Origin of the sequence: Methanoculleus caldifontis, assembly GCF_032842345.1 — an archaeon.
Lineage (GTDB): Archaea > Halobacteriota > Methanomicrobia > Methanomicrobiales > Methanoculleaceae > Methanoculleus > Methanoculleus caldifontis.
Map to the genome: position 1 here is coordinate 1,185,976 of NZ_WBKO01000001.1, position 24,123 is coordinate 1,210,098.

At 60.9% G+C, this 24,123-nt stretch carries 25 protein-coding genes; 2 read left to right on the plus strand and 23 right to left on the minus strand.

Annotated features, from left to right (window positions below; all coding sequences use genetic code 11):
- Positions 1-43: 43 nt before the first annotated feature.
- On the plus strand, positions 44-1,009 hold the full coding sequence (locus tag F8E02_RS06100; protein ID WP_317064598.1) for an EF-Tu/IF-2/RF-3 family GTPase: 966 nt from the start codon (positions 44-46) through the stop codon (positions 1,007-1,009).
- Between the two features lie 432 nt (positions 1,010-1,441).
- Here F8E02_RS06100 and mtrH read toward each other — a convergent pair whose 3' ends face one another.
- From mtrH to F8E02_RS06215, 23 genes are all read right to left on the minus strand, one after another.
- On the minus strand, positions 1,442-2,464 hold the full coding sequence (mtrH, locus tag F8E02_RS06105; RefSeq protein WP_317064599.1) for a tetrahydromethanopterin S-methyltransferase subunit H: 1,023 nt from the start codon (positions 2,462-2,464) through the stop codon (positions 1,442-1,444).
- Positions 2,465-2,479: 15 nt separating this feature from the next.
- Complete coding sequence (gene mtrA, locus F8E02_RS06110; RefSeq protein ID WP_317064600.1) at positions 2,480-3,220, minus strand: tetrahydromethanopterin S-methyltransferase subunit A; 741 nt, start codon at positions 3,218-3,220, stop codon at positions 2,480-2,482.
- Position 3,221: 1 nt separating this feature from the next.
- Positions 3,222-3,431: a tetrahydromethanopterin S-methyltransferase subunit F gene (locus F8E02_RS06115; RefSeq protein ID WP_317064601.1), complete on the minus strand. Its 210-nt coding sequence runs from the start codon at positions 3,429-3,431 to the stop codon at positions 3,222-3,224.
- Between the two features lie 5 nt (positions 3,432-3,436).
- Positions 3,437-4,162, minus strand: a complete 726-nt coding sequence (gene mtrA, locus F8E02_RS06120) for a tetrahydromethanopterin S-methyltransferase subunit A (RefSeq protein ID WP_317064602.1) — start codon at positions 4,160-4,162, stop codon at positions 3,437-3,439.
- A 10-nt stretch (positions 4,163-4,172) separates the two neighbouring features.
- Complete coding sequence (gene mtrB / locus F8E02_RS06125; protein ID WP_317064603.1) at positions 4,173-4,457, minus strand: tetrahydromethanopterin S-methyltransferase subunit MtrB; 285 nt, start codon at positions 4,455-4,457, stop codon at positions 4,173-4,175.
- On the minus strand, positions 4,458-5,309 hold the full coding sequence (gene mtrC, locus F8E02_RS06130; protein ID WP_317064604.1) for a tetrahydromethanopterin S-methyltransferase subunit MtrC: 852 nt from the start codon (positions 5,307-5,309) through the stop codon (positions 4,458-4,460).
- Positions 5,310-6,161: a tetrahydromethanopterin S-methyltransferase subunit D gene (gene mtrD, locus F8E02_RS06135; RefSeq protein ID WP_317064605.1), complete on the minus strand. Its 852-nt coding sequence runs from the start codon at positions 6,159-6,161 to the stop codon at positions 5,310-5,312.
- Entirely contained in the window at positions 6,158-7,054 is an 897-nt protein-coding gene (gene mtrE / locus F8E02_RS06140; protein ID WP_317064606.1) for a tetrahydromethanopterin S-methyltransferase subunit E, read from the minus strand. The genes mtrD and mtrE overlap by 4 nt, the downstream gene beginning before the upstream one ends.
- 195 nt (positions 7,055-7,249) lie before the next feature.
- Positions 7,250-8,956: a coenzyme-B sulfoethylthiotransferase subunit alpha gene (mcrA, locus tag F8E02_RS06145; RefSeq protein ID WP_317064607.1), complete on the minus strand. Its 1,707-nt coding sequence runs from the start codon at positions 8,954-8,956 to the stop codon at positions 7,250-7,252.
- Between the two features lie 5 nt (positions 8,957-8,961).
- Positions 8,962-9,726: a coenzyme-B sulfoethylthiotransferase subunit gamma gene (mcrG, locus tag F8E02_RS06150; protein ID WP_317064608.1), complete on the minus strand. Its 765-nt coding sequence runs from the start codon at positions 9,724-9,726 to the stop codon at positions 8,962-8,964.
- A gap of 14 nt (positions 9,727-9,740) precedes the next feature.
- Positions 9,741-10,364 carry a methyl-coenzyme M reductase I operon protein C gene (gene mcrC / locus F8E02_RS06155; protein WP_317064609.1) on the minus strand — a complete coding sequence of 208 codons (624 nt, stop codon included), beginning with the start codon at positions 10,362-10,364 and terminating at the stop codon, positions 9,741-9,743.
- A gap of 1 nt (position 10,365) precedes the next feature.
- Positions 10,366-10,842 carry a methyl-coenzyme M reductase operon protein D gene (mcrD, locus tag F8E02_RS06160; protein WP_317064610.1) on the minus strand — a complete coding sequence of 159 codons (477 nt, stop codon included), beginning with the start codon at positions 10,840-10,842 and terminating at the stop codon, positions 10,366-10,368.
- 17 nt (positions 10,843-10,859) lie between these two features.
- Positions 10,860-12,164, minus strand: a complete 1,305-nt coding sequence (gene mcrB / locus F8E02_RS06165) for a coenzyme-B sulfoethylthiotransferase subunit beta (protein WP_317064611.1) — start codon at positions 12,162-12,164, stop codon at positions 10,860-10,862.
- A gap of 359 nt (positions 12,165-12,523) precedes the next feature.
- A complete protein-coding gene (locus tag F8E02_RS06170; RefSeq protein WP_317064612.1) occupies positions 12,524-13,330 on the minus strand; it encodes a formylmethanofuran dehydrogenase subunit C in 807 nt (268 codons plus the stop codon).
- Positions 13,331-13,342: 12 nt separating this feature from the next.
- On the minus strand, positions 13,343-15,049 hold the full coding sequence (locus F8E02_RS06175; RefSeq protein WP_317064613.1) for a formylmethanofuran dehydrogenase subunit A: 1,707 nt from the start codon (positions 15,047-15,049) through the stop codon (positions 13,343-13,345).
- Positions 15,050-15,052: 3 nt separating this feature from the next.
- Positions 15,053-16,366, minus strand: a complete 1,314-nt coding sequence (locus F8E02_RS06180) for a formylmethanofuran dehydrogenase subunit B (protein ID WP_317064614.1) — start codon at positions 16,364-16,366, stop codon at positions 15,053-15,055.
- Positions 16,363-16,764 carry a molybdopterin dinucleotide binding domain-containing protein gene (locus F8E02_RS06185; RefSeq protein ID WP_317064615.1) on the minus strand — a complete coding sequence of 134 codons (402 nt, stop codon included), beginning with the start codon at positions 16,762-16,764 and terminating at the stop codon, positions 16,363-16,365. Before F8E02_RS06185 ends, F8E02_RS06180 begins: the two co-directional genes overlap by 4 nt.
- Before the next feature lie 26 nt (positions 16,765-16,790).
- Complete coding sequence (locus F8E02_RS06190) at positions 16,791-17,216, minus strand: hydrogenase iron-sulfur subunit (protein ID WP_317064616.1); 426 nt, start codon at positions 17,214-17,216, stop codon at positions 16,791-16,793.
- Positions 17,217-19,238, minus strand: coding sequence for a CoB--CoM heterodisulfide reductase iron-sulfur subunit A family protein (locus tag F8E02_RS06195; protein WP_317064617.1), 2,022 nt, complete (start codon positions 19,236-19,238; stop codon positions 17,217-17,219).
- A gap of 11 nt (positions 19,239-19,249) precedes the next feature.
- Positions 19,250-20,152 (minus strand): CoB--CoM heterodisulfide reductase subunit B, encoded by a 903-nt coding sequence (gene hdrB / locus F8E02_RS06200; protein WP_317064618.1) that lies wholly within the window; start codon positions 20,150-20,152, stop codon positions 19,250-19,252.
- Positions 20,153-20,156: 4 nt separating this feature from the next.
- Positions 20,157-20,738 carry a CoB--CoM heterodisulfide reductase subunit C gene (gene hdrC, locus F8E02_RS06205; RefSeq protein WP_317064619.1) on the minus strand — a complete coding sequence of 194 codons (582 nt, stop codon included), beginning with the start codon at positions 20,736-20,738 and terminating at the stop codon, positions 20,157-20,159.
- Between the two features lie 10 nt (positions 20,739-20,748).
- Positions 20,749-21,918 carry a 4Fe-4S binding protein gene (locus F8E02_RS06210; RefSeq protein ID WP_317064620.1) on the minus strand — a complete coding sequence of 390 codons (1,170 nt, stop codon included), beginning with the start codon at positions 21,916-21,918 and terminating at the stop codon, positions 20,749-20,751.
- Between the two features lie 15 nt (positions 21,919-21,933).
- Positions 21,934-22,206, minus strand: a complete 273-nt coding sequence (locus F8E02_RS06215; protein ID WP_317064621.1) for an indolepyruvate ferredoxin oxidoreductase subunit alpha — start codon at positions 22,204-22,206, stop codon at positions 21,934-21,936.
- A 779-nt stretch (positions 22,207-22,985) separates the two neighbouring features.
- Here F8E02_RS06215 and fhcD point away from each other — a divergent pair.
- Positions 22,986-23,894 (plus strand): formylmethanofuran--tetrahydromethanopterin N-formyltransferase, encoded by a 909-nt coding sequence (fhcD, locus tag F8E02_RS06220; protein WP_317064622.1) that lies wholly within the window; start codon positions 22,986-22,988, stop codon positions 23,892-23,894.
- Positions 23,895-24,123 lie beyond the last annotated feature (229 nt).

The window sequence follows — 24,123 nt, forward strand, 5'->3', positions numbered from 1 at the left end:
TTGAGTTAACCTGATACCCTCGGATAACCAAGAGATCAGGCATATGGGCAATCTGAATGTTGCCGTGCTGGGACCCGCGGGGTATGCAAAAGACCTCGGGAAGAAGGGCACGGACTCCGATATCACGTTCTATAACCTGAAGAAGGGCGAAGATACCGTCACCATCGTCGAGCCTGCGCGGTATCCCGAGCGACTGGCCCCGCTCTTCTATGCCGCGTCGATGGCGGATGCCGCTCTCCTCGTGGTGGGCGAGATCACCCCGATGCTCGGGGAGTGGGTGCTGATGCTCGACGAGGTGGGAGTGAAGCAGGGCTATATCGTCCTCCGGAACTACCTGACCCCCGACCAGATCGCGCCGCTTCTGCGGGGAACGGTCCTTGAGCAGTACAGGTTCGTGGAAGAAGACCCGATCGCGCTGCGCGACCTCCTGCTTTCGGAGGCGCACGCCCGGGCATCCGTCCCCCCCGGCGCCGGAAGCGTCGGCACCATCACCATCGACCACCACTTCAACGTCCGCGGCATCGGGACGGTCATCCTCGGCGGCGTGGTGCGGGGAGGCATCAAGAAGCACGACGCCATAAAGGTCTATCCGGGCGAGCGGCCGATCGGCCTGAGGTCGATCCAGAAACATGACGACGATTTCGACTGGGCCGCCGAGGGCGACCGGGTGGGGCTCGCGCTCAAGAACATCGAGTCCGACGACCTCGACCGCGGGTACGTCCTCTCAAACGATCCCGCGCTCCGGACCGGAAAGACCATCGAAGCGCGGGCGACGCTGGTGAAGTACTGGCCGGCCGCGCTCACGGCGGGGACGGTGCTCCACCTCGGCCACTGGATGCAGTTCATCCCGGCGAGGGTGGAGGCGGTGCGGGACGACGGGAACTGGCGGCAGCCGACGCTCACGCTTGCGCTCGAAAAAGACCTCGTCTACCTTCCCGGAGATACGGCGGTGCTCCACTACCTCGAGGGCGGGAAGCTCCGGATCGCCGGCCACATCGAGTTGTCCTGAGAGCAGAAGGAGCGATCCCGGCTCCGGACACCCTTCTCCTTTTTTTGAACCCCCGACCTGCCACAAGTAAGTGGCAGCACCCGGACGCCGGATTTCGCACCCGGCTCTGCTCAAACTCCGCTCCTCCATGCTCTGGCCATGAGGGACCATTGCGCCCTGAACCGTCGCACCCTCCGGGGATACCGCTCTTCGCGCCTTCGCGCCTTCGCGCCTTCGCGTGCGGCAACGGGGTAGGGCTAACATCTCACGCGAAGGACGCGAAGCCGCGAAGGGAGGTCATTGGGTTCAGGGGCCGGGGCATACTTCCGTCGCCGACAGCAGCATAGAGAGCGGTCCTGGCAACCGCCGGCGACTGTCCGCCGGAAAATTAATCGGTGATGAACCCACATGAAGCCGCTCCGTCGCGGCGAGAACAGCTGAGTAAAAAAAAGATTAGATGAGTTTGAAGAGCGGGTGGTTCTGGGTCTGAGTCTCAAGACCGAACTCCTTGGCTGCTTCCGCGAGCACAATGTCGGCGAAAGCGATAGCGGTGGAGGCACCCTCACAGTTCTCGATAGGCCCGTACATGATCAGGTCGGCACCGAGGGTGGCGGCCATGATGTTGCACCCGATGTCGGGGCTCGACCATGCAGCCTGGCGGATACCCTCAAAGCCACCGAAGTGGTGGTGGGCCATCTGCTCGAGGAGGACGTCCTTGCCCTTGTAGTGGTCGGCGAGGACGCTCTTTCTCCAGCGCTTGAGCCACGTCCAGGAGACGGTCATGTTGTGGTAGGCACCGCCGGTCGGCAGGCCGTGGATGGCCTTGCAGGCGAGGATCTCACGGAACGAGCCGCCGGAACCGAGACCGAGCGGGGTCGCTGCGGTGTCGAGGATCGGGCGGGTGATGCCGCATTCCTCTGCGATGGCCATCATGCTCTTCTCCTGTCCGGCAACGCCTCCCTGGGTGAGCACCTGCTCACGGCCGCGGACGGACGGGTCGCCGGGGTTGAATGCAAGGACGATAGCGGCGTTGACGTCGCTCTCTTTCAGTGCCTGCATGTTCTCCGGCGTGATCGAACCGTTGATCGAGTTGTAGATCGCACGGTCGGCCAGACCTACTTCCGTGACGTACTTGCAGGCGTGCGCGAGTGCGGTAGGTGCCGACGAGTCCATCAGGAACGCGGTCTTGTTGTCGATGCTGTCGAACCAGGTGAAGTAGCTCTCGAACGCCTCGCCGTATTCCGCGATGATCTGGATGAAGTGGGGAACTCCGGTGATGTCGGAGAGTTCCTGACAGCGGTTCCAGAGCGCCTCTGCCTTCGCCTTGTCAATCTTGCCTTTGTGGTCATCAAGCACGGTCTCGTGCTTGTTGTAGAAGATCGATGCACCGAGAACCCGCGGATACTCGCCGGGCTGCCCGCCGATCTTGGTACCGTTGAAGTCGAGTACCGTCTGCTCTTTTTCGAACTTGAACATATTCGTCAATCCTCCTTACAGGAACCCAACTAACTTGGGGAGTAATACCAACAACATCATGAATACAATCAAACCTGCAACCAGTCCGTATAGGATACCGATATCGCGCCCGATCTTTCTTCCGACGCGCTGGGCTATCTCGGCATCGACGAACTCGATCCTCGTCTCGATGGCATTGAGCCGCTCCTCGATCTCGAGGAACTGCGGGTTCGCGCCTGCAACGGCAACCCCTGCCGCACCGCCGCCCGCCTCTTTGACTTCAATAACCATGGCTTCCGCGCCGAACGCACCGGGATCTTTGGCCTTGAGTTCGTTGATCTTGGCCTTGATGGTGCCCATGTCCTCGCTTTCCATGATATTGACCATCTCGACCTGGTCCTGGAGGCGCTTGATCGCCTCGTCGGAGAGGTTCTCGATGAACGGAATGGCTCCCTGGGCTCCGACGATCTTACCGCCGGAGACACCGCCGGTGTGCAGCGCCATGAAGCTCTGACCGGAGAGGTGCCCTTTCACTTCCGTACCGCAGCAGAGGATGTACCTGATGTTGGGGTTGGAGATGACGTTTGCGATGATCTTCTCAAGGCCGAGGTTCTCGGTCTTGCAAGAGCCCGCGATTGCCGCTCCGGCGTCGCAGATGCCCTGCTCGTCGAGGTGGGATCCCATGGTGACGACGGCGACGCAGCTCTGCGCATCTCCCGTGTGGAAGTCGCCCTGAACGATCGGCCATCCGCTGGCCGGTGATTTCTTCTCAACCATGTTAGATCGCCCCCAGCATGATCGCCGGAACCACGATCAGGAGCATGACTATCGCGAGTCCCACTCCGAACCCGACGATGCCCATGCCCATGATACCCGATTCGAGTTTGGTCGTGCGGGCAAGGATCTGTGCCTTGTACCGGATGGCGTCCACCATCATGTTGATCGCCGTCATCCGGATGGGGCCTGCCTGTGTGCTTTCTTCTGCCATCTATCTCACCCCAGCAGGATAAATCCCAGGATCACGAACGAGACGATCAGGCCGATCATGACGCCTTCGACCTTGCCCGAGTAGACGCCGGCGGCGAACCTGTTACGGTAGCCGATATCGGTGACCATCCGCTCGATGACCTTCATCCGTGCATGTATCAGTGCAAGTTCACCGGAGAGCGGCTGTACTGCACCGGTTACTTCTTCTGCACCGGCACCGCCTGCCTCCTTGACCTCGATGACCATGGCTTCCGCGCCGAACGCACCGGGATCTCTGGCCTTGAGTTCGTTGATCTTGGCCTTGATGGTGCCCATGTCCTCGCTTTCCATGATGTTGACCATCTCGACCTGGTCCTGGAGGCGCTTGATCGCCTCGTCGGAGAGGTTCTCGATGAACGGAATGGCTCCCTGGGCTCCGACGATCTTACCGCCGGAGACACCGCCGGTGTGCAGCGCCATGAAGCTCTGACCGGAGAGGTGCCCTTTCACTTCCGTACCGCAACAGAGGATGAACCTGATGTTGGGGTTGGAGATGACGTTCGCGATGATCTTCTCAAGGCCGAGGTTCTCGGTCTTGCAGGAGCCGGCGATTGCGGCTCCGGCATCGCAGATGCCCTGTTCGTCGAGGTGGGAACCCATGGTGACGACGGCGACGCAGCTCTGCGCATCTCCCGTGTGGAAGTCGCCCTGAACAATCGGCCATCCGCTGGCCGGTGATTTCTTCTCAACCATGTTCTTCACCTCACAGCAGTCCTAATACGACGACACCGGCAACCAGAAGGCCGATTGCCATGCCATACCAGAATGCGGTCACGCCTCCGGCGATCTTGAGGACACCCTCCCTGTTCGGGAACGATGCCAGGAAGTTGCCCTCTGCGGAGAGCATGCCGACCAGGTCGTCGGTGATCTTCTCGAGTTCCGCCACCTGTTCGAGAACAGGGGTGTACGAGATACCGGCGGTGGTGACGAGACCGACTATCGGGTCAGCTACCAGTCCAAACTCGGGCAGTACCTGAATGTACGCCATTTAGGCACCTCCCTTGGGCTCCAGGATCGGCTGGGCGTCGAGCCACGCGTAGGCGTCACGCTTCGAGAGCGCGATGTACTTCGTGTAGGTGTAGAACCACCCGATGACGGAGACCAGCAGCGCGACGACGCCTGGAAGGAGCCCGATGAACGCGAACGAGATGATCGCGACGGTGATCATGGAGAGGAATCCGCACTCGGCAGCGAGCGTGAGCGTCCGGTCCTGCTTCTCCCCCGGCCCGAGACAGGCGTTGAAGGAGTGCTGGATGGCGATGGCGCCGAGCATGAAGATCACGGCGACGATGCTCCCGCCGATGAGGGATGCCTCGTAGGTCTGCACGACGAATCCGAGGATGACGGTCGTGCCGGTGATCATGCCGAGGAACTCGAACGTCCCGCAGGCCATGGCCGCGAGGCCGAGCACCGTCATGGCGCCGACGATCGCGAGTTCGATCAGCGAGACGACCATGACCGGGATGTTCATCCGGACCACGTTGTTTGCCATCAGTCCGGCCACCGCGCCGATGATCGCGGCGATGATGATCGTCGTGATGGGTGCGAAGATGCCGGTCGTGGCTCCGAAGAGCGCGGCGATGACACCGGACCCGAGCGCGATCATACCCGCCGACGGGACACCGGTACCGAGACCGTAACTGCAGAGGTGCTTGATCGTGTCGGTACCCCAGACGAGTGCGGCGACTGCTGCAAGCCCGCCGAAGAACGAGAAGTACAGGGTGCCGGTGATCGTGTTCAGGTATGTCAGGTAGATGAGGACGAGCGATCCCACGAGTCCGTAGATCAGGATCTGGTTGTGCGGGATGCCGCCTGCTCCAACTTCAACTTTCACCGACATTTAGAATCCCCCTATCAGTCTGAGAAGCGCGATCGCGAAGATGCCGGTGACGGCGGATGCCGCGGCGGCTGCGATGACTGCTCTCGGGAACCGCTTGAACTTGGGGTCATGCGGGCCTTCGATCGTACCGGTGATGTTGTATGCGGCAAGCACGGCGTTCACGAGGAACATGCCGACCGCGAAGATACCGGCAAGCGAGACGGCGACGGGCGCGATCTGCTCGACCGTTGTGTTGAGGATGATCGGCAGCTGTGCCTGGTAGATGTCGAGGAGCTCGAGATAGATGAGCGTTCCGCCGAGACCACCGAGCGCGCCACCGATGACACCGCCGACCCAGGAGATGAACGGGAGGCCGTGCCCCTCGGTACCCTGGCTCTTGTACTCGGGGAAGGTGTCGCCCGTGATCGGGTCCTTTGCGACCTTACCGGATGCTGCCGGGATACCCATACCGAAGATGTAGATGACGTTGACCATCGTACAGGTGATCGCCATCAAGAGACCGCCACCGACGGCACCGCCGGCGAGGGCGACAGCGAGCCCGAACGGCGCGGCCCACGCACCGCCGAAGAGCCCGGCAAGGCCGGCACCGGCGGCAAGCATCGCGACACCGGTCGCGATACCGGGCGCTTGTCCCATTGCGGCAGGAGCACCGCCGACCGGGACGAAGTGAACGCCGAAGGCGATCAGGACGCCGCCGATGATGATGCCGATGACGGCAAGCACGCCGGCCATCTGCACGAGGTAGAAGGCGAGCGCAAGCGCGACGACGATAAGAACGATACTGACGACGAGGCCCATCCCCGTCGGGGGCTGGACGCCTACAGTCTGTTTGGGTCCACCAAGTGCGCTCATGAAGATGCCTCCTCGGGGGCCGTGTAGGGTCCGAAGTTCTTCCTTGCCCAGACCTCAATGTAGCGGTCGATGATGGCAAAGATCAGGATGACAATGACACCGACAATGACCGGTCCCCAGACGTTGAGCTCTTCGAAGACCACGGTACGCCAGAGTTCGAAGAATACGATCAGGCCGAAACAGACACCAGACGCGGGGCCGCCGAGTTTGGCGCTGAAGAAACCATTGTCGAGAGAGTTCCGCTGGCCGGCTTCGGCGTAGCGAACAATGTTACCGGACGCGGAGATCGGAACGCCTGCTCCGAACTTCTGCTCCTGGTACTGCCGCTCCTTTCCGTAGAACGGGTTACCGGTTGCAGACCCGGCTGCACCGAGCGCGATACCCCAGACGAGACCCAGGAGCGGGAGCGGGAAGGGGTGACCGAGCGCGCCGATCATCAGGTGACACATCGCGACGGTGGTGAAGATCGCCACGAACGCGTGTGCCATGGTCACGGTCGTCATCGACTTTAAGATATCGATATAGACCGGCTGTCCAAACTTAGCGAGACTTGCAGTACGGCCAAGGTATGCGGTTGTCGCATAGACGCCCTGCACGAAGACCGCGAGAGCGCTACCGAGTACGATTGCAAGTATCGGATTTATCTGCATCGCCATGAATGCCCAGGCAAGGCCTGCACCCAGAGCAACCCAGAGGCCGTACGCGGGGGGTTCACCGGCAACTGCCTTGTTGAAGATGCGGTGAATATATCCCATCTGCGGAGCGAGCTGAACCTGTGAGTTCGGGTCACCCTGTGATCCGATATCAGATTCAACGTCTTCCGCAGCGCCGGCTACGGTTGCAAGAGCACCTGCCAATGCGGTAATGCCGATGCCAAATACGATCTCTTCCATTCAGCATCCTCCTCCGGTGCGCGATGCACCAGGAGTATGAGTTCAAAACCTTTTTGGTTCATTTAACAGTTGTTTATGACTTAATTAAAGGTTTCGAAAAGTTGCGCTGATATCGCAACGAAATGTAAAAAATCGCCCAAACTGTCCTTTTTAGACACTTCTGGTTACGCTAGGTAAAAAAAAGTTGAGTAGGGTTTACCGGGCCGGAATGATGAGCGAGCGCTCGCCGGCGGGCATAAATTCGCGGATCGCACCCTTCGCGAACTCGCGGCGGGGCTCGGCGAAGTCGAACTTCAGCGCGGGGTCGGCGAAGCAGATCTTCACCCGCGGGTCGAAGCACCATGCGTCGCCGCGGCCGTAGTGGGCGCCGGCGGTGATGGCGGCGTACTCGCCCTGGTGTCCGACGTTCATTGCGTAGTTCGGGTAGTTCGGGCCGCGGACCTCGCCGATCGCACCCTCGTCTCCACGCATGGAGAGCGAGTTCGCGGAACCGCACTGGTCCTGGAGGTCGTAGCCGAAGAAGCCGAGACGCGACCATCCGTCCTTGTGCAGGAGCATGCAGAGGTACCAGGCGTTCAGACCGGCGTTCGAGTTTCCGGTTGCGATGGAGGTCGACAGACCGCAGGCGGCGGCAAGCACGCCGGCACGCTGGGACCCGCCGAAGTGGTCCTCCATCATGGTCGGGAACTGCTCGTACTGCTCCATGCCGTTGAGGGCGACCTCGGTCGCGATGTCGTTGACGATATCGTAGGTCGGCTTGATCTTGTCGTTCGGGCTCGGGTTCTTCCAGTCGACCTTGTACTTGTCCTTGATGTAGTCCATACCGTAGTAGGTGAACTCATCGAGGATGTTGTCGGTGTAGGCCGCGGTCGCGTACTGGGTGAATCCGACACCGCCGGACATGTAGGAGCCGAGCCAGATCTGGTCGTAGAGCATGGTTCCGGCGCCGACGACCTCAAGGGAGGCACGGGCGGGGTCGTTGGGGTACTTCCGGTTCGCCTGGACGATATCGGAGAAGAGACCGAATGCAAGGCCACCGGGCTCGTTCGGGCCACGGGCACGCCGGGCGGGCAGGTGGGACGCCATCTGGATGACACCCGCGTGCTTCGCGGCGTAGGAGAGGTCGGCGACAGCCGCTTCGCCGGCGCACATGCGGTAGGCGCCGATGAAGGACATACCGATCTGCATCGCAGACCACCGGGAGGTCGTTCCACCGTCGCAGGTCCGGACGACCGTGGTCGGGATGTGGATCGCCTGCCAGAGGGACTTTCCTACGGCAGCGGAGAGCGCCTCAGCCTGCTTGCCGGGGAAGAGCTTCTCGACGTCGAGGACGAACTGGGGCTCGAGGTCGTCGGCAAGTTCCTGGTCGCCGGTGAAGACCTTGACGTAACAGTCGTCGACGAGGCCGGGGTGAGTCTCGACCATGTGTTCCTGAACGACGGCCGCGCCGGGCATCGCGTGGTTCAGCACGTGGAGGTACTCGTTGATGGTCTCGGGGGTGACTTCCTTACCCAGACGCTTCTGCAGGGTCTGGTGGGCGAGGTCCATGTTGACGATGACGGTCCGCCGGATGTCGTCCCACATCTGCTGCATTGCAGCGTTGTTGACGAAGTGCAGGTCGTCACCCTCCACGAAGACGCCGGTGCCGCTGACCTCGTAGGTCATCAGCTGGCGCTGGCCGAGCGGGATACCGCCGAGGTGGCAGCGCACGGGGTCATACATGGAGATGCCGCGGTCCATCTCGACGGCGCGGCTCGCCTTCACGAACTCCTCCTTGCGGGGGGACTGGTGGTAGCCGTTGAACTTGTAGAACTCGGTCGTCTCGGACTGGACGTCCTGTCCCTGGAACTTCTCCTTGAGCGACTTCAGGAACAGCTTCTTGGTTCTCTCAATCTTTGCCATTGCAATCAGTCCTCCTTGGGCATGAAGCCGTATTTCGTCCGGAGCGTGTGGATGCGCTGGACGTACTCGATGTATTCGGCGTCGTCACGGTAGGCAGTGCCGCCGAGCGAGTGGAAGATTGTCGTGTGGGCCTTGAGCCACTTCTCGTCGAGCGGCTTGCCGACGGCAACCGCGCGGTCGAGGGGCTCGCCGATCTGGTTCTTGACGTAGCGGACGATGCCGTCCTCGCCGAGGACACTCCTCTGGAGCATATCGAACATCATGCCGTTCTCGGCAAGACGGAGCGAGTGACCGTGCACGGTCGCGCCACGGATGCCGACGCGGGCGGGGTCGAGGAGCTCGGTGTTGACGAGGTCCTTGGAGTACTTCTCGAGGTCGCGCTCGCGGCATTCGACGATCTGACGGCCGGAGAGCGTGCCGGGGTCGATACCGCGGAAGCGGTAGCACTCGGTGTAGGTCCGCTGGTAGGGCTGCGAGGGGGCGAAGAACATCGAGTCCGCGAACTGGATGTAGCGGACGCGGTCGCCGGCCTTGGCGCCCTCGGTCGGGGTTACCATTTTCCGGATGGGGCAGTCGGGCTCCTGCTGCTCGGCGAGCGGCGGGTGGGCCGTCGGATAGGCGGCTCCCGGCGCCCTGTGGCCGAGGATCAGCACGATGTCCTCGTCAGTCACATCACGCATCTTTTCAAGCTTCTGGTTGGGGTCCATCTGCTTGCGCCGGTTTGCGGCGACGTTGGATGTACCCGGTCCGTATTGGGGCTTGTATGCCATGTCTGAATTCACCTTCATGTTGGGCTTTTTAGCACTTTCATAACGGCACGAATGACTTCCGCCAATCTTTCCCTGCCTGGTGTCTGGCCCCGTGTCACGCCGCTGACGATATCCATCACCATGCCTTTCGTCTTCACCTTATCAGGCGGCGGCATAACCACAGATGTCCTGACTCCCTCTTTTGCGAGGTCCTCGAAGTCGATCGGGGCCTGTGAGACGACGATTGCCCTGATGTTCACATGCTCAAGGATGAACCTGACTTTCTGCACCACATGGGAGCGGACATTCCCGTGGTGCAGGATGGCGACCTTGTGCTGCTCGATCTGGGCGATCTCCTTCTCCGTCAGCCCGAAATAAGCTCCGAGTACGTGACCCGCGACGGGCGAATCCGCCGGGACCCCGCTCCCTGCGTTGAGGACGAGCGTCGTCACGGAGAACTCCGTCGCTTCCCTCCGGAGGCCGGAGGTGATGTCGCAGACCGGTTTCGTGACGTGTCTGCGGCCGGGTGACATCCCGATCACGATCACGTCAGGGGATCTCGCTTCGGAGATAGTCCCGCGCTGGGCAAGACCGCCTCCTTTTCCCATCCCCATGCTCTCGCGGCAGTCGACAACCTGGGTTACTCTTCCGATAGGCATCTCACTTGGTTCCCTGGATGATAACGGGGCCGTCTTTCCTTCTCGGATCGACGAGCCCGAGGATCTCTCTGTCGGCGTCAGGCCCGTACTTCGCGTAATCGGACATTGTCGGCTGGGTCTTCATGTACCGCCCCTTCTGGACGATGCAGGAGAAGTCCTTGTCGGCAAAAACTTCGTCGACCGCTTCCCCTATTGCCGGGATGTACGATTCGTCCTCAAGCTCCAGGATGATCGTTCCGACCTGTACCCGGAGCTGGACGTCCTGCTCTCCTACACGGATGGTCTTACGGTCCGGGTGGGGGTTGGGTTTCCCCCGTGCCGGGCCGTAGGGAACGGTGGCGGGGATGCTCTGTCCGTTGAGGGACATCCGGAGTATCCCGCCTACCTGAATTATTCTGTTCAGGAGCCGTTCCACCGTTTCGGGCTTGAGGAATCGCGCAGAAACGATTCGAACCTGAGGGTATATGGCGTCTGTCATTAGTATCCTTGTGTTATTTACACACCCTGTGCGATCTGCTGGATCGGCTTGTTGAAGACGTCAACCTGGCCGAAGGTGTCGCCGTAGACCTTGGAGGTGCTCTCGGGCGAGAACATCTGGGTTCCGGCGTCGAGTGCTGCTGCAGCGACCACGCACGGGATTGCCACGCCTGCGGCGTGTCTGGTCACGACGTGGTTGCCGTTGAAGATACCGGGGCCGCCACCGCCATAGATCGAGTGGCTGAAGAACGAGAACCCGACAGCAGTACCCATGACTCGGCCGTAGTCACAGCCGGGGAGGCCGGTCTCGTGCTCGAGCAGGTCGTTGAAGTAGAGGAGCGTCGAGGAGACCGCCTGGGCGAACCGTCCGGCACCACAGTTGACCATGGTGGCTGCCATGGTTCCCGCAGCAGCGTAGGCGTTCCAGAGCATGGGGTCCTTCGTGTCGTAGAACTGGAAGTAACCGCCCTTCTTGCCCGGGGTGATGACCTTGTCCTCGATAGCGCGCTCGACCAGGCTCTGGACGACGGTACCGATGGTTCCGGTTGCACCGTTCTTCTTGACGAGTTCGTAGACCAGGTTGTTCGCGTTCAGGCCCTGGTAGGCGTACGCGAGCAGCTGGGCGCGCTCGAACGGTCCGATGGCGTTACCCATCTCAAACATTCCTGCCTGCTCGAAGGTGGATGCGAGTGCCGCTCCCTGCATCGCGTTCTTCTTCGTCATCATCACGGCATGGTTGACCGGGATGTTACGAAGCGCGTAGCCGAGACCTTCGTTGTTCTGGGGGATCGAAAGAATGGACACGACGTTGGCACCGGAGAGGTCCATCGTGTGCGGATAGGAACCCCAGACTGCCGCCTTGACCATCGCTGCGTCGAACGCTCCGATGTTGAACTGGTCGACGAGAGCGTAGGTGGTCGCGGCTGCGACCGAGGTGATAGCGGCGTCGTAGGTGGACGCGGCTTCCAGACGGGCGCTGGGCGCCTCGACGAGGATGAGCTTACCGCCGCCGAACTCGCGGATGTTGGTGTTGTCACCCTCCTCGACCTGGACCATCTCCTTGATCTTGGCGATGATCGCGTCCTTGTTGCCGACGACATCGAGGTTCATCTCGCGGCCGAGAACGTAGCCCTTCGCTACCTTTCCGGTCTTCAGGGACTCCTGGATGCCTCCCAGGTTGACTGCAATCGTCCTCTTGGTGAGGTCGATGAGCTTCCTGGTTGCCGGGTTGACCAGCGGACTGATCTTTTCCAGCGGCACACCACTCTTCAACTGCTTGCCCGCATCATCGTACAGGTCAATAGTTTCCTTGTATTTTGCCATAATTTTCCTCCGTTACCCTCTTTAAGTGCATACAATCCGGGAATGTGAAGTGAACGCTAAAAGTATCGCTGGCTGTGTCTGCCGGTAACTACTGCACGTCCTCGTGGGACAAAAAGATAGTAACTTTCTCTGATGATATAAGCGTTCCTATTTATGTCTATGATCAGATATATACCGGGACCGCAATATTAAATATCCGCGAAATAAGGGTCAATTCCACCGGATAACAAATTTATCATACCCGCCTGTGGGTAATATGAAATAACGAAAATAGTACTACTTCGTGTTACTCCCCTCTGTCCGCTGCAGCTGCCTCCGATAGGCGCAGATCTGCATGCGGGGCGAAAAAGAGGGAGGGTTCAGGCCCTGATCTGCTGGTATAACTTACCGTAGATCATCTGGCCTTTCCGCTTGCGGTGGCGTTCGCCAAGGTCGCCCTCGTAGAGAGCGAACCGTCCCTTGGTGCCGTCCACCTCGATATCGACATCCTCGCGGTATGCAAACCCGGGCATCATGAGGTCGATGCTGCCGAAGACATAGATCTCGCCTTCGACCATCTGGCCTCCGACGCGGCTCTTCGCGTTGCCCTTGACGATGATCTTCCCGCCTTCGGCGTGGGTGGCCACGTGAACGTCGACGTCGCCGCCGATGACGATCTCGCCGCCGGTCATGAAGGTGCCGAGATCGCTCCCGGCGTTGCCGGTGACAGTGATCTTTCCGCCGGACATGCCGCGCCAGTCTCCACGGTATGCGGCACCGAGGTAGTTGCCGGCGTTGCCCTTGACGATGAGCTCGCCGCCCTTCATCCCGGTTCCGGCAAAGGCGTCAACATTCCCGTTCACGGTGATCTTGCCGCCCTGCATCCATGCACCGACGTACATGTCGGCGTTGCCGTTGACAACGACCTCGCCGCCGGTCATCTTCATGCCGATGTACTTGACCCGGGAGAGGTCGCCGCCGACGACGATCTTCGTCTCGGCCGCCGTCGCTCCGGCCCGGCCGGAGACATCAAAGAAGTCTCCGAGCCGGTGCTCCTCCTTGCCGATGTAGACAGGGAGTCCGGCGATCTCTTCCGCCTTCTTCCCGGCGAGTGCATCGGGGGAGATGGTGTCGGCCTCGAGGTACAGCCCGGGCTGGTCCTTTATGGTGAGTGTAACGGTTTCCATCCTTTCTGCACCTCACTGTGTGGCATCGACCTCGATGACGTACGGGTTGGGGAGGTAGTGCCCGCTAACTTCGTAGTTGTTTAAGGTGACCGTGTAGTAGCGGAGGAATTTCTCCTTGACGTCACGCATCACCTGCGCGTTCTCGTTGACCTTGGTGTTCACCCAGAGGGTCCGCTTGTTGCCGTTCGAGACGATCTCGCGGTCGTTGATGATCTGGACACCGGTCTTGAAGAGGTGTCTCGCGTTCGAGAAGGCCGTCTCGATCGTGTCGGGCGCGTAGGGCTCGTTCGGGTTGAAGTCGTAGACCGCAACGTCCGCCTCGAGGCCGGGGGCAAGGCTGCCGTACATGTGCGCGAGGCCGAGGGACTTCGCGGGTCCCGCACGGGTCATCTGCGCGATCTCGTAGAGGTCGAGTTCGCGGTCGATGCCGGCGAGGTTGGTCGCGTCGATGACCTTGTCCTTGTGCTTGAAGGCGTCGAACTGCTGGTCCCGGGACTCCTGGCTCATGAGCCACTTCATGACCCGCGGGTAGCGGATGAACGGTCCGGCGTTGGGGTGGTCGGTGGTCAGGAAGACCCGCATGGAGTCCGTCGCGAGCAGCGCGAGCTCAAGGCCGATGGCCCACTGGATGGCGCAGACCTTGATGTCCGGGCTGTAGACGTAGGGCACGACACCGGACCCGGTCTCGAGTTCGACGTCGACGTTCGCCCACTTCAGGTGGTTCAGCTCGGTGAGGTGGTGCTCGAACGGTCCGTCGGCGGTCATGGTCGTGGTCTCGTCGAGCGTAACCTGACCCATGTCGATGGTCATGTTGTCGTGCGAGTTCACGTAGTCCATGATCTCCTTGGCCTTCGACTCCACGTTCGCCCAGGAGTCGCCGCCGTAGGAGTGGAACTGGACGTGGGTGTGGTGCATCACCTGCTCGCGGCCGAACTTGTTGTTCGGCTTGATGCCCTCGGAGAGTTTGAACGAGTCGAGCGTCGTCGTGTAGTTGCCGGGGTTCCCGAGGTTGTTCGCGTGCATGTGCATCGAGTGCGGGAGCCCCAGGTACTCGTTCGCCTCGATGAGGCCCTTGATGATCTGGGCCGGGGTGATGTCGAAGTAGGGGACCGGGTCGTGAACATTCTCGCAGTTCAGGCCCCAGGCCCAGGCTTCCGTGCCGCCGGGGTTGACGACCTTGACCGCGTAGCCTTTCGTCGCCCGCAGGAGCCAGGCGATGTAGGCGGCGGTGTTCTCGATCTCGTGGTTTTTGAGGTACTCGAGGACGAACCAGTTGTTCCCGAAGACCGGGTAGGCACCCTGGTCGAGGATCGGGGTGTCCCGCATCTCTTCGTGGGTGTGCCGGGCGTAGAGCGGCGGCATGGCCGCTTCCATCACCGTGGTGTAGCCCATGCGGGCGTAGTCGTAGCCGGTCTTGATCGTCGTCGGGACCGAGAACCCGCCCTGCATCCGCTCGATGCCGCGTCCGGCCTTGAACCCGAAGAGTTTGTCCTCCGGGCGGAAACTCCGGCCGACGTTCACCTTCGCACCGGCGACGTGGGCGTGGATATCGACTCCGCCGGCCATGACGGTCTTGCCGGTTGCATCGATGACCTTCGGGTTCTTGACCGCGGTGGTCTCGACGAACTTGCCGTCCTTGATGGCGACATCGGTCTTGTCGCCCTTGATCCCCTGGACCGGGTCGAAGACGAAACCGTTCTTGATGAGATACTCTGCCATCGCTTATACCCCCTTGATCTCCTTGACGCGCGCGAGCACGCGGTCGAGGAACTCCTCGTCGGTCATCATGCCCTCAGGGGCCTCGACGACCTTTCTGGTCTCAATCGGGACGTTGTCCATCCGGTAAGCGCATCCGCCGATCTCGACGCCGACGAAGGCGACCGGGACGTGGACCTTGCAGACCTCGGTGGTCGGGGTCTCGTGCGGGTCGATCGCGACCGAGGGAAGGTCGTACATCTTCTTGACGGAGCTGAAGGGGAAGTGCGCGCCGGGGTCGCTGCCGAGGACAAAGACGGAGTCCACCTCGTCCCTGCGGAGGAGGTCGTTTGCCGTCGTCTCGCCGGGGTTGTAGCGGGCAAATCCGCGGGAGAGGTCCACCGCGAAGGGGAACCCGAACTGCCAGCCCCAGACCTGACCGGAGCCGGTGACGTTGTAGTGCCCGCGCATCGGCATGATGGCCGCCTTCGTGTACTCGTTTAAGTCACGGGTGACCGCGATGGCGATGTCGATGTTGTGATTCTTTCCAAGCGACTGGGTCACGCCCATACCGAAGAAGATGATCACGAACCGGCCGCTCTTGAGCGTCTCGGCAGCCTCGTAGATCTGCTCTTTCGGGATTCCGGCGACGACGTCGGGGAGCTTCTCGCCCCGGAACGCGATCCGGAACGCGCTGAGAAGTTCGTAGTCGCGTCCCTGCTCGACCTGCAGGTGGACGTCCGCCACGCGGGCGGTGTCGGTGGGGCGCGGGTCGATGACGACGACCTTGCGGCCCGTGTGGCCCTTCCCTGTGAAGAAGCCGCGGGGGAAGATCGAGTAGCGGGACATGTGCCGCGGGTGAGCGTGCGCCGGGTTGCATCCCCAGAAGAGGACGCGGTCGGCACGGTTCTTGACCTCACCGAGCGTGCAGCTCGGGATACCGATATCCTGAACCGCGATGAGGGATGTGCCGTGGCAGACGGTCGCCGTGTTGTCCATGACCGCGCCGACGAGCTCGCCGAGCTCGGAGCCGGTTGCCTGTGCCTCGCAGTTCGTGGAGCTCCAGCCGTACATCAGAGGCTTCTTCGAATCGACGAGCATCTTCGCCGTGTACTCGATCGCCTCGTCGTAGGTGATCTCCTTCCAGGAACCGTCTTCCTGCCGCATACGGGGGCGGGTGATCCGGTCCTCTGCCTGGGAGTGGAGGAACTTCTCCGCGCCGATGGCGCAGGCGTTGTAGACCTCGAGGAGTTGCTTGCCGTCGTCGCTGACGACGACCTCAAGGTCGTCGCAGAGTGTTCCGCAGAACGGGCAGATTACGTCGGTTACAGTCTTCGTCATGCTAACTCACCCCTGCATCCTTTGCGCACCAGCTCAAGCGAGCTGAAAACGGGTTCGTTCTTGGCGACGTCCACCTGAACAGGCGTACCCTTAAAGGTTGGCATCCCGGTCGAGTAGGTGTTCGGGTTGACCACCATATTTGCCCAGGGGCCCATCGGGATGTATGCTACACCGGGATGGGGGCCCTGGGTTGCCTCGACCGCCTTGACGACGACACTACCGTAGTTGCTGGTAACACGTACGTTCGTGTTGCGGTAAGCACCCAGCTTCTTGAAGTCCGCCGGGTCCAGCTCGATGATCCCGCAAGCGGTGGTGTAGGCGGGTTTTTCCTTCCCCGCCTCCATGGACACCCCCTGCTGGATGGTGCGGCCCGTGATCAAATTTACACTGATTGCCATTGTCAATTATCCCCTGTCTATAGTATTTACCTGGCAAACTCTTTGAGCGGGCTTGGACCGAGCTCGTTGATGGTCTTGATGACGTCCGTCATGACCATGCCCCACTTTGCACCCTCTGATGCGGAGACGAAGGTCATCCTGAGACGCTTGTCGTCAAGGCCGATGTTCTTGAGGACACTCTTTAAGAGGAACATCCTCTTCGCTGCCTTGTAGTTGCCCTCAAGGTAGTGGCAGTCGCCGAAGTGGCAACCGGAGACGAGCACGCCGTCTGCTCCATCCTGGAATGCCTTCAGGATGAAGAGGGGGTCGACCCGGCCCGTGCACATCACACGGACGGCACGGATGTCGGGCGGGTACTGAATGCGGGCGCCGCCTGCAAGGTCTGCACCGGCATACGAGCACCAGTTGCAGATGATGGCGATGATCTTGGGTTTCCAGTTCTCGTCTGCCATTTACTGTTCACCTCCGAGGAGGAACGCATCGATCTGTGCGATGATCTGCGGGGTTGCGAAGTGCTGCATCCAGATTGCGCCGCCGGGGCAGAACCCGCCGCAGGTACCGCAGCCCTTACACTTGGCCTCGGTGACCTGCATCACGGTGCGGCCGTCCTTCTCGATGAGCGAGAGGGCGCTGTAGGGGCACTGGGGGACACAGAGTCCGCACCCGGCGCACTTCTCCTCCATGCACTGGGCGAAGTACGGCTCGAGTTCCACCTGTCCTCTGTGGATCGGGATGGATGCCGCGGATGCCGCACCCTCAGCCTGGGCGACTGTGTCGGGGATATCCTTCGGTCCCTGGCAGGCACCGGCGAGGTAGACGCCGGCAGTGGTGGTGCCGCATGGGTTCAGCTTCGGGTGGGCCTCAAGGAGCCAGCCGTCCTGCGAGCAGGAGACACCGAAGAGTCTGCGGGTCTTCTCGGTCTCGGCGGAGGGCTGGATGGCTGCCGCGAGCACGACCATGTCGACTTCCATGTCGATGGGCCGGCCGAGGAGCGTGTCTTCCGCGTTGACGTGGAGGTTCTTGGTCACCGGGTCCTCGGTGATGTTTGCGACCCTGCCGCGGATGAACTTCGCACCCTCGTTCTGGATGCGGTAGTAGAACTCCTCGTACATCTTCCCGAAGGACCGGATGTCCATGTAGAAGATGTAGGGTATCGCGCCGGGGATCTTCTCGATGATCTGGTGGGCGTGCTTGAGCGAGTACATGCAGCAGAACCGCGAGCAGTACGGCTTACCGGTCTCGGTGTTGTCACGGGAACCCGCACAGAGCACGAACGCGATCTTCTTGGGGGTCTCGCCGTCGCTCGGACGGACGAGGTGGCCGCCGGTCGGACCGGACGCACAGATCAGCCGCTCGAACTCAAGCGACGTGATGACGTTGTCGTAGTTCTTGTAGCCCCACTCGAATTTCTTCTCGATGGGGTAGATGTCGTATCCCAGGGCGAGGATGACGGTACCGATCTTGACGGTCATGAACTCGTCCTTCGCATCAAGGTCGATTGCCTGCTTCGTGCCGCACGACTCGACGCAGAGACCGCACTTGACACAGGAGTCGAAGTCGACGGTGTAGATCAGCGGAGAGACCTGGGGGTGGTAGATGTAGACCGCCTTTCTCGGCGCCATGCCGAGCTCGAACGGGTTCGGCTTGATGACCGGGCAGACGTTAGCACAGTCACCGCAGCCGGTACAGCCGCCGCCGACGATGCCGCGGGCTTCCGCCTCTGCGGGGGTAAGGACACCGCGCGCCTTCTTCCGGAGGGTCACGTCGAAGTTGCCGATGTAGCCCTCGACCGACTCGACCTCGGTGTAGGTGAGGAGTTCGATGTTCTCGTTCCGGTAGACGTCCACCATCTTCGGTGTCAGGATACACTGCGAGCAGTCCAGCGTCGGGAAGGTCTTGTCGAGCTGGGACATCCTGCCGCCGATGGTCGGGCTCTTCTCGACGAGGTAGGTCTTGATGCCTGCGTCCGCGAGGTCGAGCGCCGCCTGCATGCCGCCGACACCGCCGCCGACGACCATTGCGGTCTTCTCTACGGGGACGCTCTTGGGGATGAGGTCCTCAAGCAGGGAGGCCTTTGCTACGGCGATCCTGATTGCGTCCTTTGCCTTCTCGGTTGCCTCTTCGGGCTGGTGCATGTGCACCCACGAGTTCTGGTCGCGGATGTTTGCCATCTCGAACCGGAAGGGGTTTAAGCCGCCTGCCGCGGTCGCGTTACGGAACGTGGGTTCGTGCAGACGGGGCGTACAGGCCGCTACCACGATTCCGGTCAGGTTCTGCTCCTTGATGGCGTCCGCGATCATGTTCTGACCGGGGGTCGAGCACATATACGCGTAGTTATCAGCGACGACGACGTTCGGGATCGTCCTGGCGTATTCCTTTACTGCCTCGACGTCGATCGTGCCTGCAATGTTGGTACCACAGTGGCACACGAAAACGCCGATTCTTGCTTCTTTGTTCTTCTTGACTTCTGCCATGTATTTGCACCTCACAGGATCTTCTTCAGGAACGGTTCAACGTCGATGGCATGCAGGTCGAGTGCGAGCTCGTCCGGGCTCATGCCCTGTGCCAGTCCCAGGAGTTCGTTGTAGTGCAGGACGGGGATGCCGTATTCGGCACCGAACTTCTCCTTGACCTCGATCTGGCCGCGGTCGAACTGGAGCTGGCAGAACGGACAGACTTCGGTGACTGCATCGACGCCTACTTCCTGCATGTTGATCAGCTTCTCGTTCGTGATATCGAGCGCGTGCGCGAGATCGTATCCACGGACACCGCCGCCGGCGCCGCAGCACTGCATCTTGTTGCGGTACTGGACAGGCTCGGCTCCGAGTGCGGCGACGAGCTCTTCCATCCACATCGGGTTCTCGGTGTCTCCGAAGTGCCGCTCCTTGCCGGGCTTCATCAGGTGGCAGCCGTAGTGGACGGCGATCTTTGCACCGGAGAGGGGGCGCTTGATGCTGTCGGCGATCTTCTTGACGCCAACGATCTCGGGGTCGTAGTAGAGCTCGGCGAGGTGCCAGACGTCGACAGTCCCCTTGAACTCCATATCGATCTCTTTGAGCACTTCGTTGACTCCGTCGCGGAGCTCATCGTTGTGCTTCAGCTTGTGGTTGACTTCCCAGATGGACTTGTAGCACCCGTTGCAGATCAGGGCGATATCCATCTTCATCTGCTCGGCGAGCACGACGTTCCGGGCTGCCATTGCATACCAGACATTCAGGTCGATCGAACCGAACGCACCCGGTGCCGGGCAGCAGCTTGCGCCCTTCAGGGGGAGGAGATCGATGCCGACGTTCTTGCTGGTCTGGATGGCCGCTGCCTCGATGCCGGGGTACCGGTTCGGGGCGATGCACCCGAGGAAGAATGCGTACTGGTGGTTGTTTCCGCTCATGGTTTCACTCTCCCTCCGCGAGGATCCTGTCAGCGTTCTCTTTGAGTCTGTAGTGGTCGAGAATTCTCCTGATGCCGGGCAGGTACTCGGGGTACTTGTGCGTCGTCTCAGGCTCCTCCTCGAGGCCGAGCTTCTTCCGGGCGGCCCGGTTCGCGTCGTTGTTCGGGACGCCGTGGCCGCTCTTGTAGATCAGCTGGACGGTCTGGAGGAAGTTGCGCGGGATGATGTCGCGCTTGAACGCGAGGTTCCTCATCGCCATGATCGCGTCGGTCGGCGCGAGGTCGCGGGGGCACCGGTCGGTGCAGCTGTAACAGGTGGTGCAGAGCCAGAGGTCCGGGTCGGTGAGGGCTTCTTCCTCGAGACCGAGGACTGCCTTGCGCATGAACAGCCTGATACGGTACGAACTCCGGGGTGCCGAGGGGCACGAACCGGTGCAGGTGCCGCACTGGTAGCACATATGGGCGGCCGTCTGCCCGATTTTCTCCACTTCCTTGAGGAACTCGGGGTTGCTGTCAGGAGCGTAGTACTTCCTGTCCCGGAGTTTCTCAGCGAGTTTCTGATCCTTGTAGTCTTTCTTTACTGCCATTGACTATCCCTCACGCCTCTTCTGCTGCTCCCACAACTTTGACCTCGACCTCTCCGGGAGCGGTCTCCTTCACCTTCGACGTTCTCGGGGTGAGCAGCTTCTCCTTGATTCTCCTGAAGAGATCCGTCTCCTTGTCCGACATCCGGATCGCCGTCCGCCGCAGAACGATCGCATCCTCGCTCGGGCAGGCGTTGACGCAGGCGCCGCAGAGGATACAGAAGTCCTTGTTGATGGCGATGTTGGGCTCAATCTGTCCCTTCATCTCCTTTGCGGGGAGAGGGGTCGGCAGGTAGAGAGCGTTGCACGGGCAGACCTCGACACAGGTCGAACAGCCGCCGGGGCACTTCGCGGGGTTGATCTCGATATCTCCCTCGAAGATCTTCTCGACGGTGATTGCCTCTTCGGGGCAGGACTCGACACACCAGGTGCAGGTGCAGCAGTTGTCCTGCTGGATCTCGACCTTGCCGGGCAGCCTGTCGCTGATGACCTCGCGCTCGAGAGTGATGCACTCCTCGGGGCAGGCCTCGACACAGATCATGCAGCCGTCGCAGGTGCTCTCTTCCCACTTGACTTCCCCTTCGATCTTGCCGGTCTCGGGGTTCGCGGCGTTGCGCTCAACGGTGATGCTCGGGCAGAGCTCGCCGCAGATGCCGCAGACGTTGCACTTCTCGGCGTCGACGTTGAACGTGGTCTTCGTCTGAAGTGCGGTCTGGCGCGGTTTGCCTGCTTCGTCGCCACCCTCGAATGCGGGGACATCGCGGGCGATGGCATCCCTCGGGCAGACTTCTTCACAGATGGTGCACCGGTCGCACTTCTCCTCGTCGATGGTGGTAACCATGTTGTACGTGGGGAACCCTTCCTTCTCCAGGATGGGGAGGCGCTCTTCGCCGTCGATCGTGAGTGTCATCGCATTGAACGGGCACATAATGACACAAACGCCACAGTACGAACACTTCTCAGGGTTGACATCGATGGGCTCGGCGTAGTCGATCGCCCCGCGGCGTGCTGCACCGACAGGTCCGAGCACGATTGCCTCTTCCGGGCAGGCGTCGACACAGATGCCGCAGCCTGTACAGGTCTCAGCGTTCAGGATCAGGTTGTTGACTGCCTTCAGGAGCCTCTGCTCCATGATGACATTCTGTCCTTCCCGCGTCTTGGAATACTTTGGAAACAGTGCCATATTCTTGTATCACTCCTAGGCTTCCACTTTACGGGCTTTTGCCCGGCTCTCCCACGGTCCTACAAGCTTGATTACTGCATAGGGGCATGCCTGGACGCATACGCCGCAGCCGGCACACAACTCTGAGTTGAAATCAAGGATGACGGCCTTGCCGCCCTTGACCTTGTAGATCTTCTCGCTGGTTGCCGGATCTTCGGTGTAGAGTTCGAGAGCGTCGACCGGACATGCTACCACGCAATTGTTGCAGCCTGTACATCGTTCCATATTGATGTGCAATGCGAATGCCATGGTTTCACGCACCAGATCTGATCGATTTAGAATCGATATAAAAAGAGTTGTCAAAGAATATACATAAACTTTCTGAAATCCGGCAGTATTATATTCGAGAACTATGATTATCCGTCAATTTTTATAAATTAAAAAAATTGGTATGTTAACCCAATGCCCCGGATTCCCGCGTAAAATGCGTTTCTTCTGGTGAGGGTATATCGAAAACCTTAAATTTGAAATCAGACGGCCTGGTGAAAATCGGTGGCCTTTCCGGCCCGGCAGCATCAAGGACCGACCGGATCTCTCCGGGGACCCCGATTTGACCCCGACCTGTCGTCGGGTCCGGCCTGTCGCTCGTTGCGCGGTTCAGGGGGCAACCGTTTCCGGATCCCTCGATTCTCCTCTCTCCGACCTGGGCGGGAGCATTCTTCGGGCCGGGCGGCCCGGACCCTGTGCCCGCAGGGGCTGCGGGCATCCCGGACGGGCCGTCGACGGGGACAGGCCATATCATGAATGGTTAACTCCGCTTCAACTGCATGCGGGGGGCCGGGGGTAATATATGGCGAAATGTTCTAACCGGCAATCCCTGAAAGGCCGTTCGACCGAATCGCCGATCCCGCAATCTGTTTACTTCGCGGGGTTGGAGAATATCGGTGGGCTCAGGGGGTCGCCCGGGTGGTCGCGCACCCCCGGCATCCAGTCGCTCTCCCGCCGCCCGACCTCCATGCTGCCGGGAAAAAAAGAAACCTTATTCTGTCTACATCGTGACACTGTAGCAAACGAGGTGTATTCTGTCCATGGAACTGAATGGCGTTACTATCGACGATACGTATGCAGAGGCGTTCCCGACCTGGGTGGCACGGCCCATCATCACCGCAGTCACCGAAGAGTGGGCATACAAGGCCGCAGTGGAGGCCGTCGGCTTTGCCACCTCCACCATCGGATGTCCGGCAGAGGCGGGCATCGACTGTTTCGTCTCACCCGACGAGACTCCCGACGGACGGCCCGGCTATGCGATCATGATCTGTGCGAGCAAGAAGAAACTCAAGGAGCAGGTCGTAGAGCGCCTCGCCGAGTGCGTCCTCACCGCCCCGACGACCGCGGTCTTCGACGGCCTCTCCGACGTCGTCGCCGAGGTCCAGGAGAAGCTCCCGGTCAAGCTCCACTTCTTCGGCGACGGGTTTGAGGAGAAGCGCGAGGTCGGCGGAAGGACCGTCTGGGCCATCCCGATCATGGAAGGCGAGTACATCGGTGAAGAGGAGTTCGGCGCCGTCAAGGGCGTTGCAGGCGGCAACTTCTTCATCATGGGCGAGAACCAGATGGCCGCACTCACGGCAGCCCAGGCGGCGGTCGACGCCATCAGCGGCGTCTGCGGTGTAATCACCCCCTTCCCCGGCGGCATCGTCGCGAGCGGCTCGAAGGTCGGGAGCAACAAGTACAAGTTCATGGGCGCAAGCACGAACGAGGCTTACTGCCCGACGCTCCGGGAGAAGGTCGAGGGCAGCAAGGTGCCCGAGGGCGTCAAGGCCGTCTACGAGATCGTCATCGACGGCGTCGACCAGGACTCGATCAAGACCGCGATGGCCGAGGGCATCCGTGCGGCGACCAAGGTGCCGGGCGTGAAGTTCATCAGCGCCGGGAACTTCGGCGGCAGCCTCGGACCGTTCAAGTTCGACCTGAAGGACGTCCTTGCGGACTACCTCTAAATCTCTTTCTTTTCTGTCCCTTTGCCCATACGGTGAATTGCACCGGATCGTTACCCTCCCCCGGGATGCCGTTGTCTCATACTGCTCCGGTCTCGCATAGGGGGAGTTGCATGCCATCCTGCTGAACTTCGCGTTCCTCGCGCCTTCGCGTGCGTCGGCAGTTGAAGGTGATAATGCGGTCTCACGCGAAGCCGCGAAGCCGCGAAATGCGGGCATGAGAAGCCCCCAG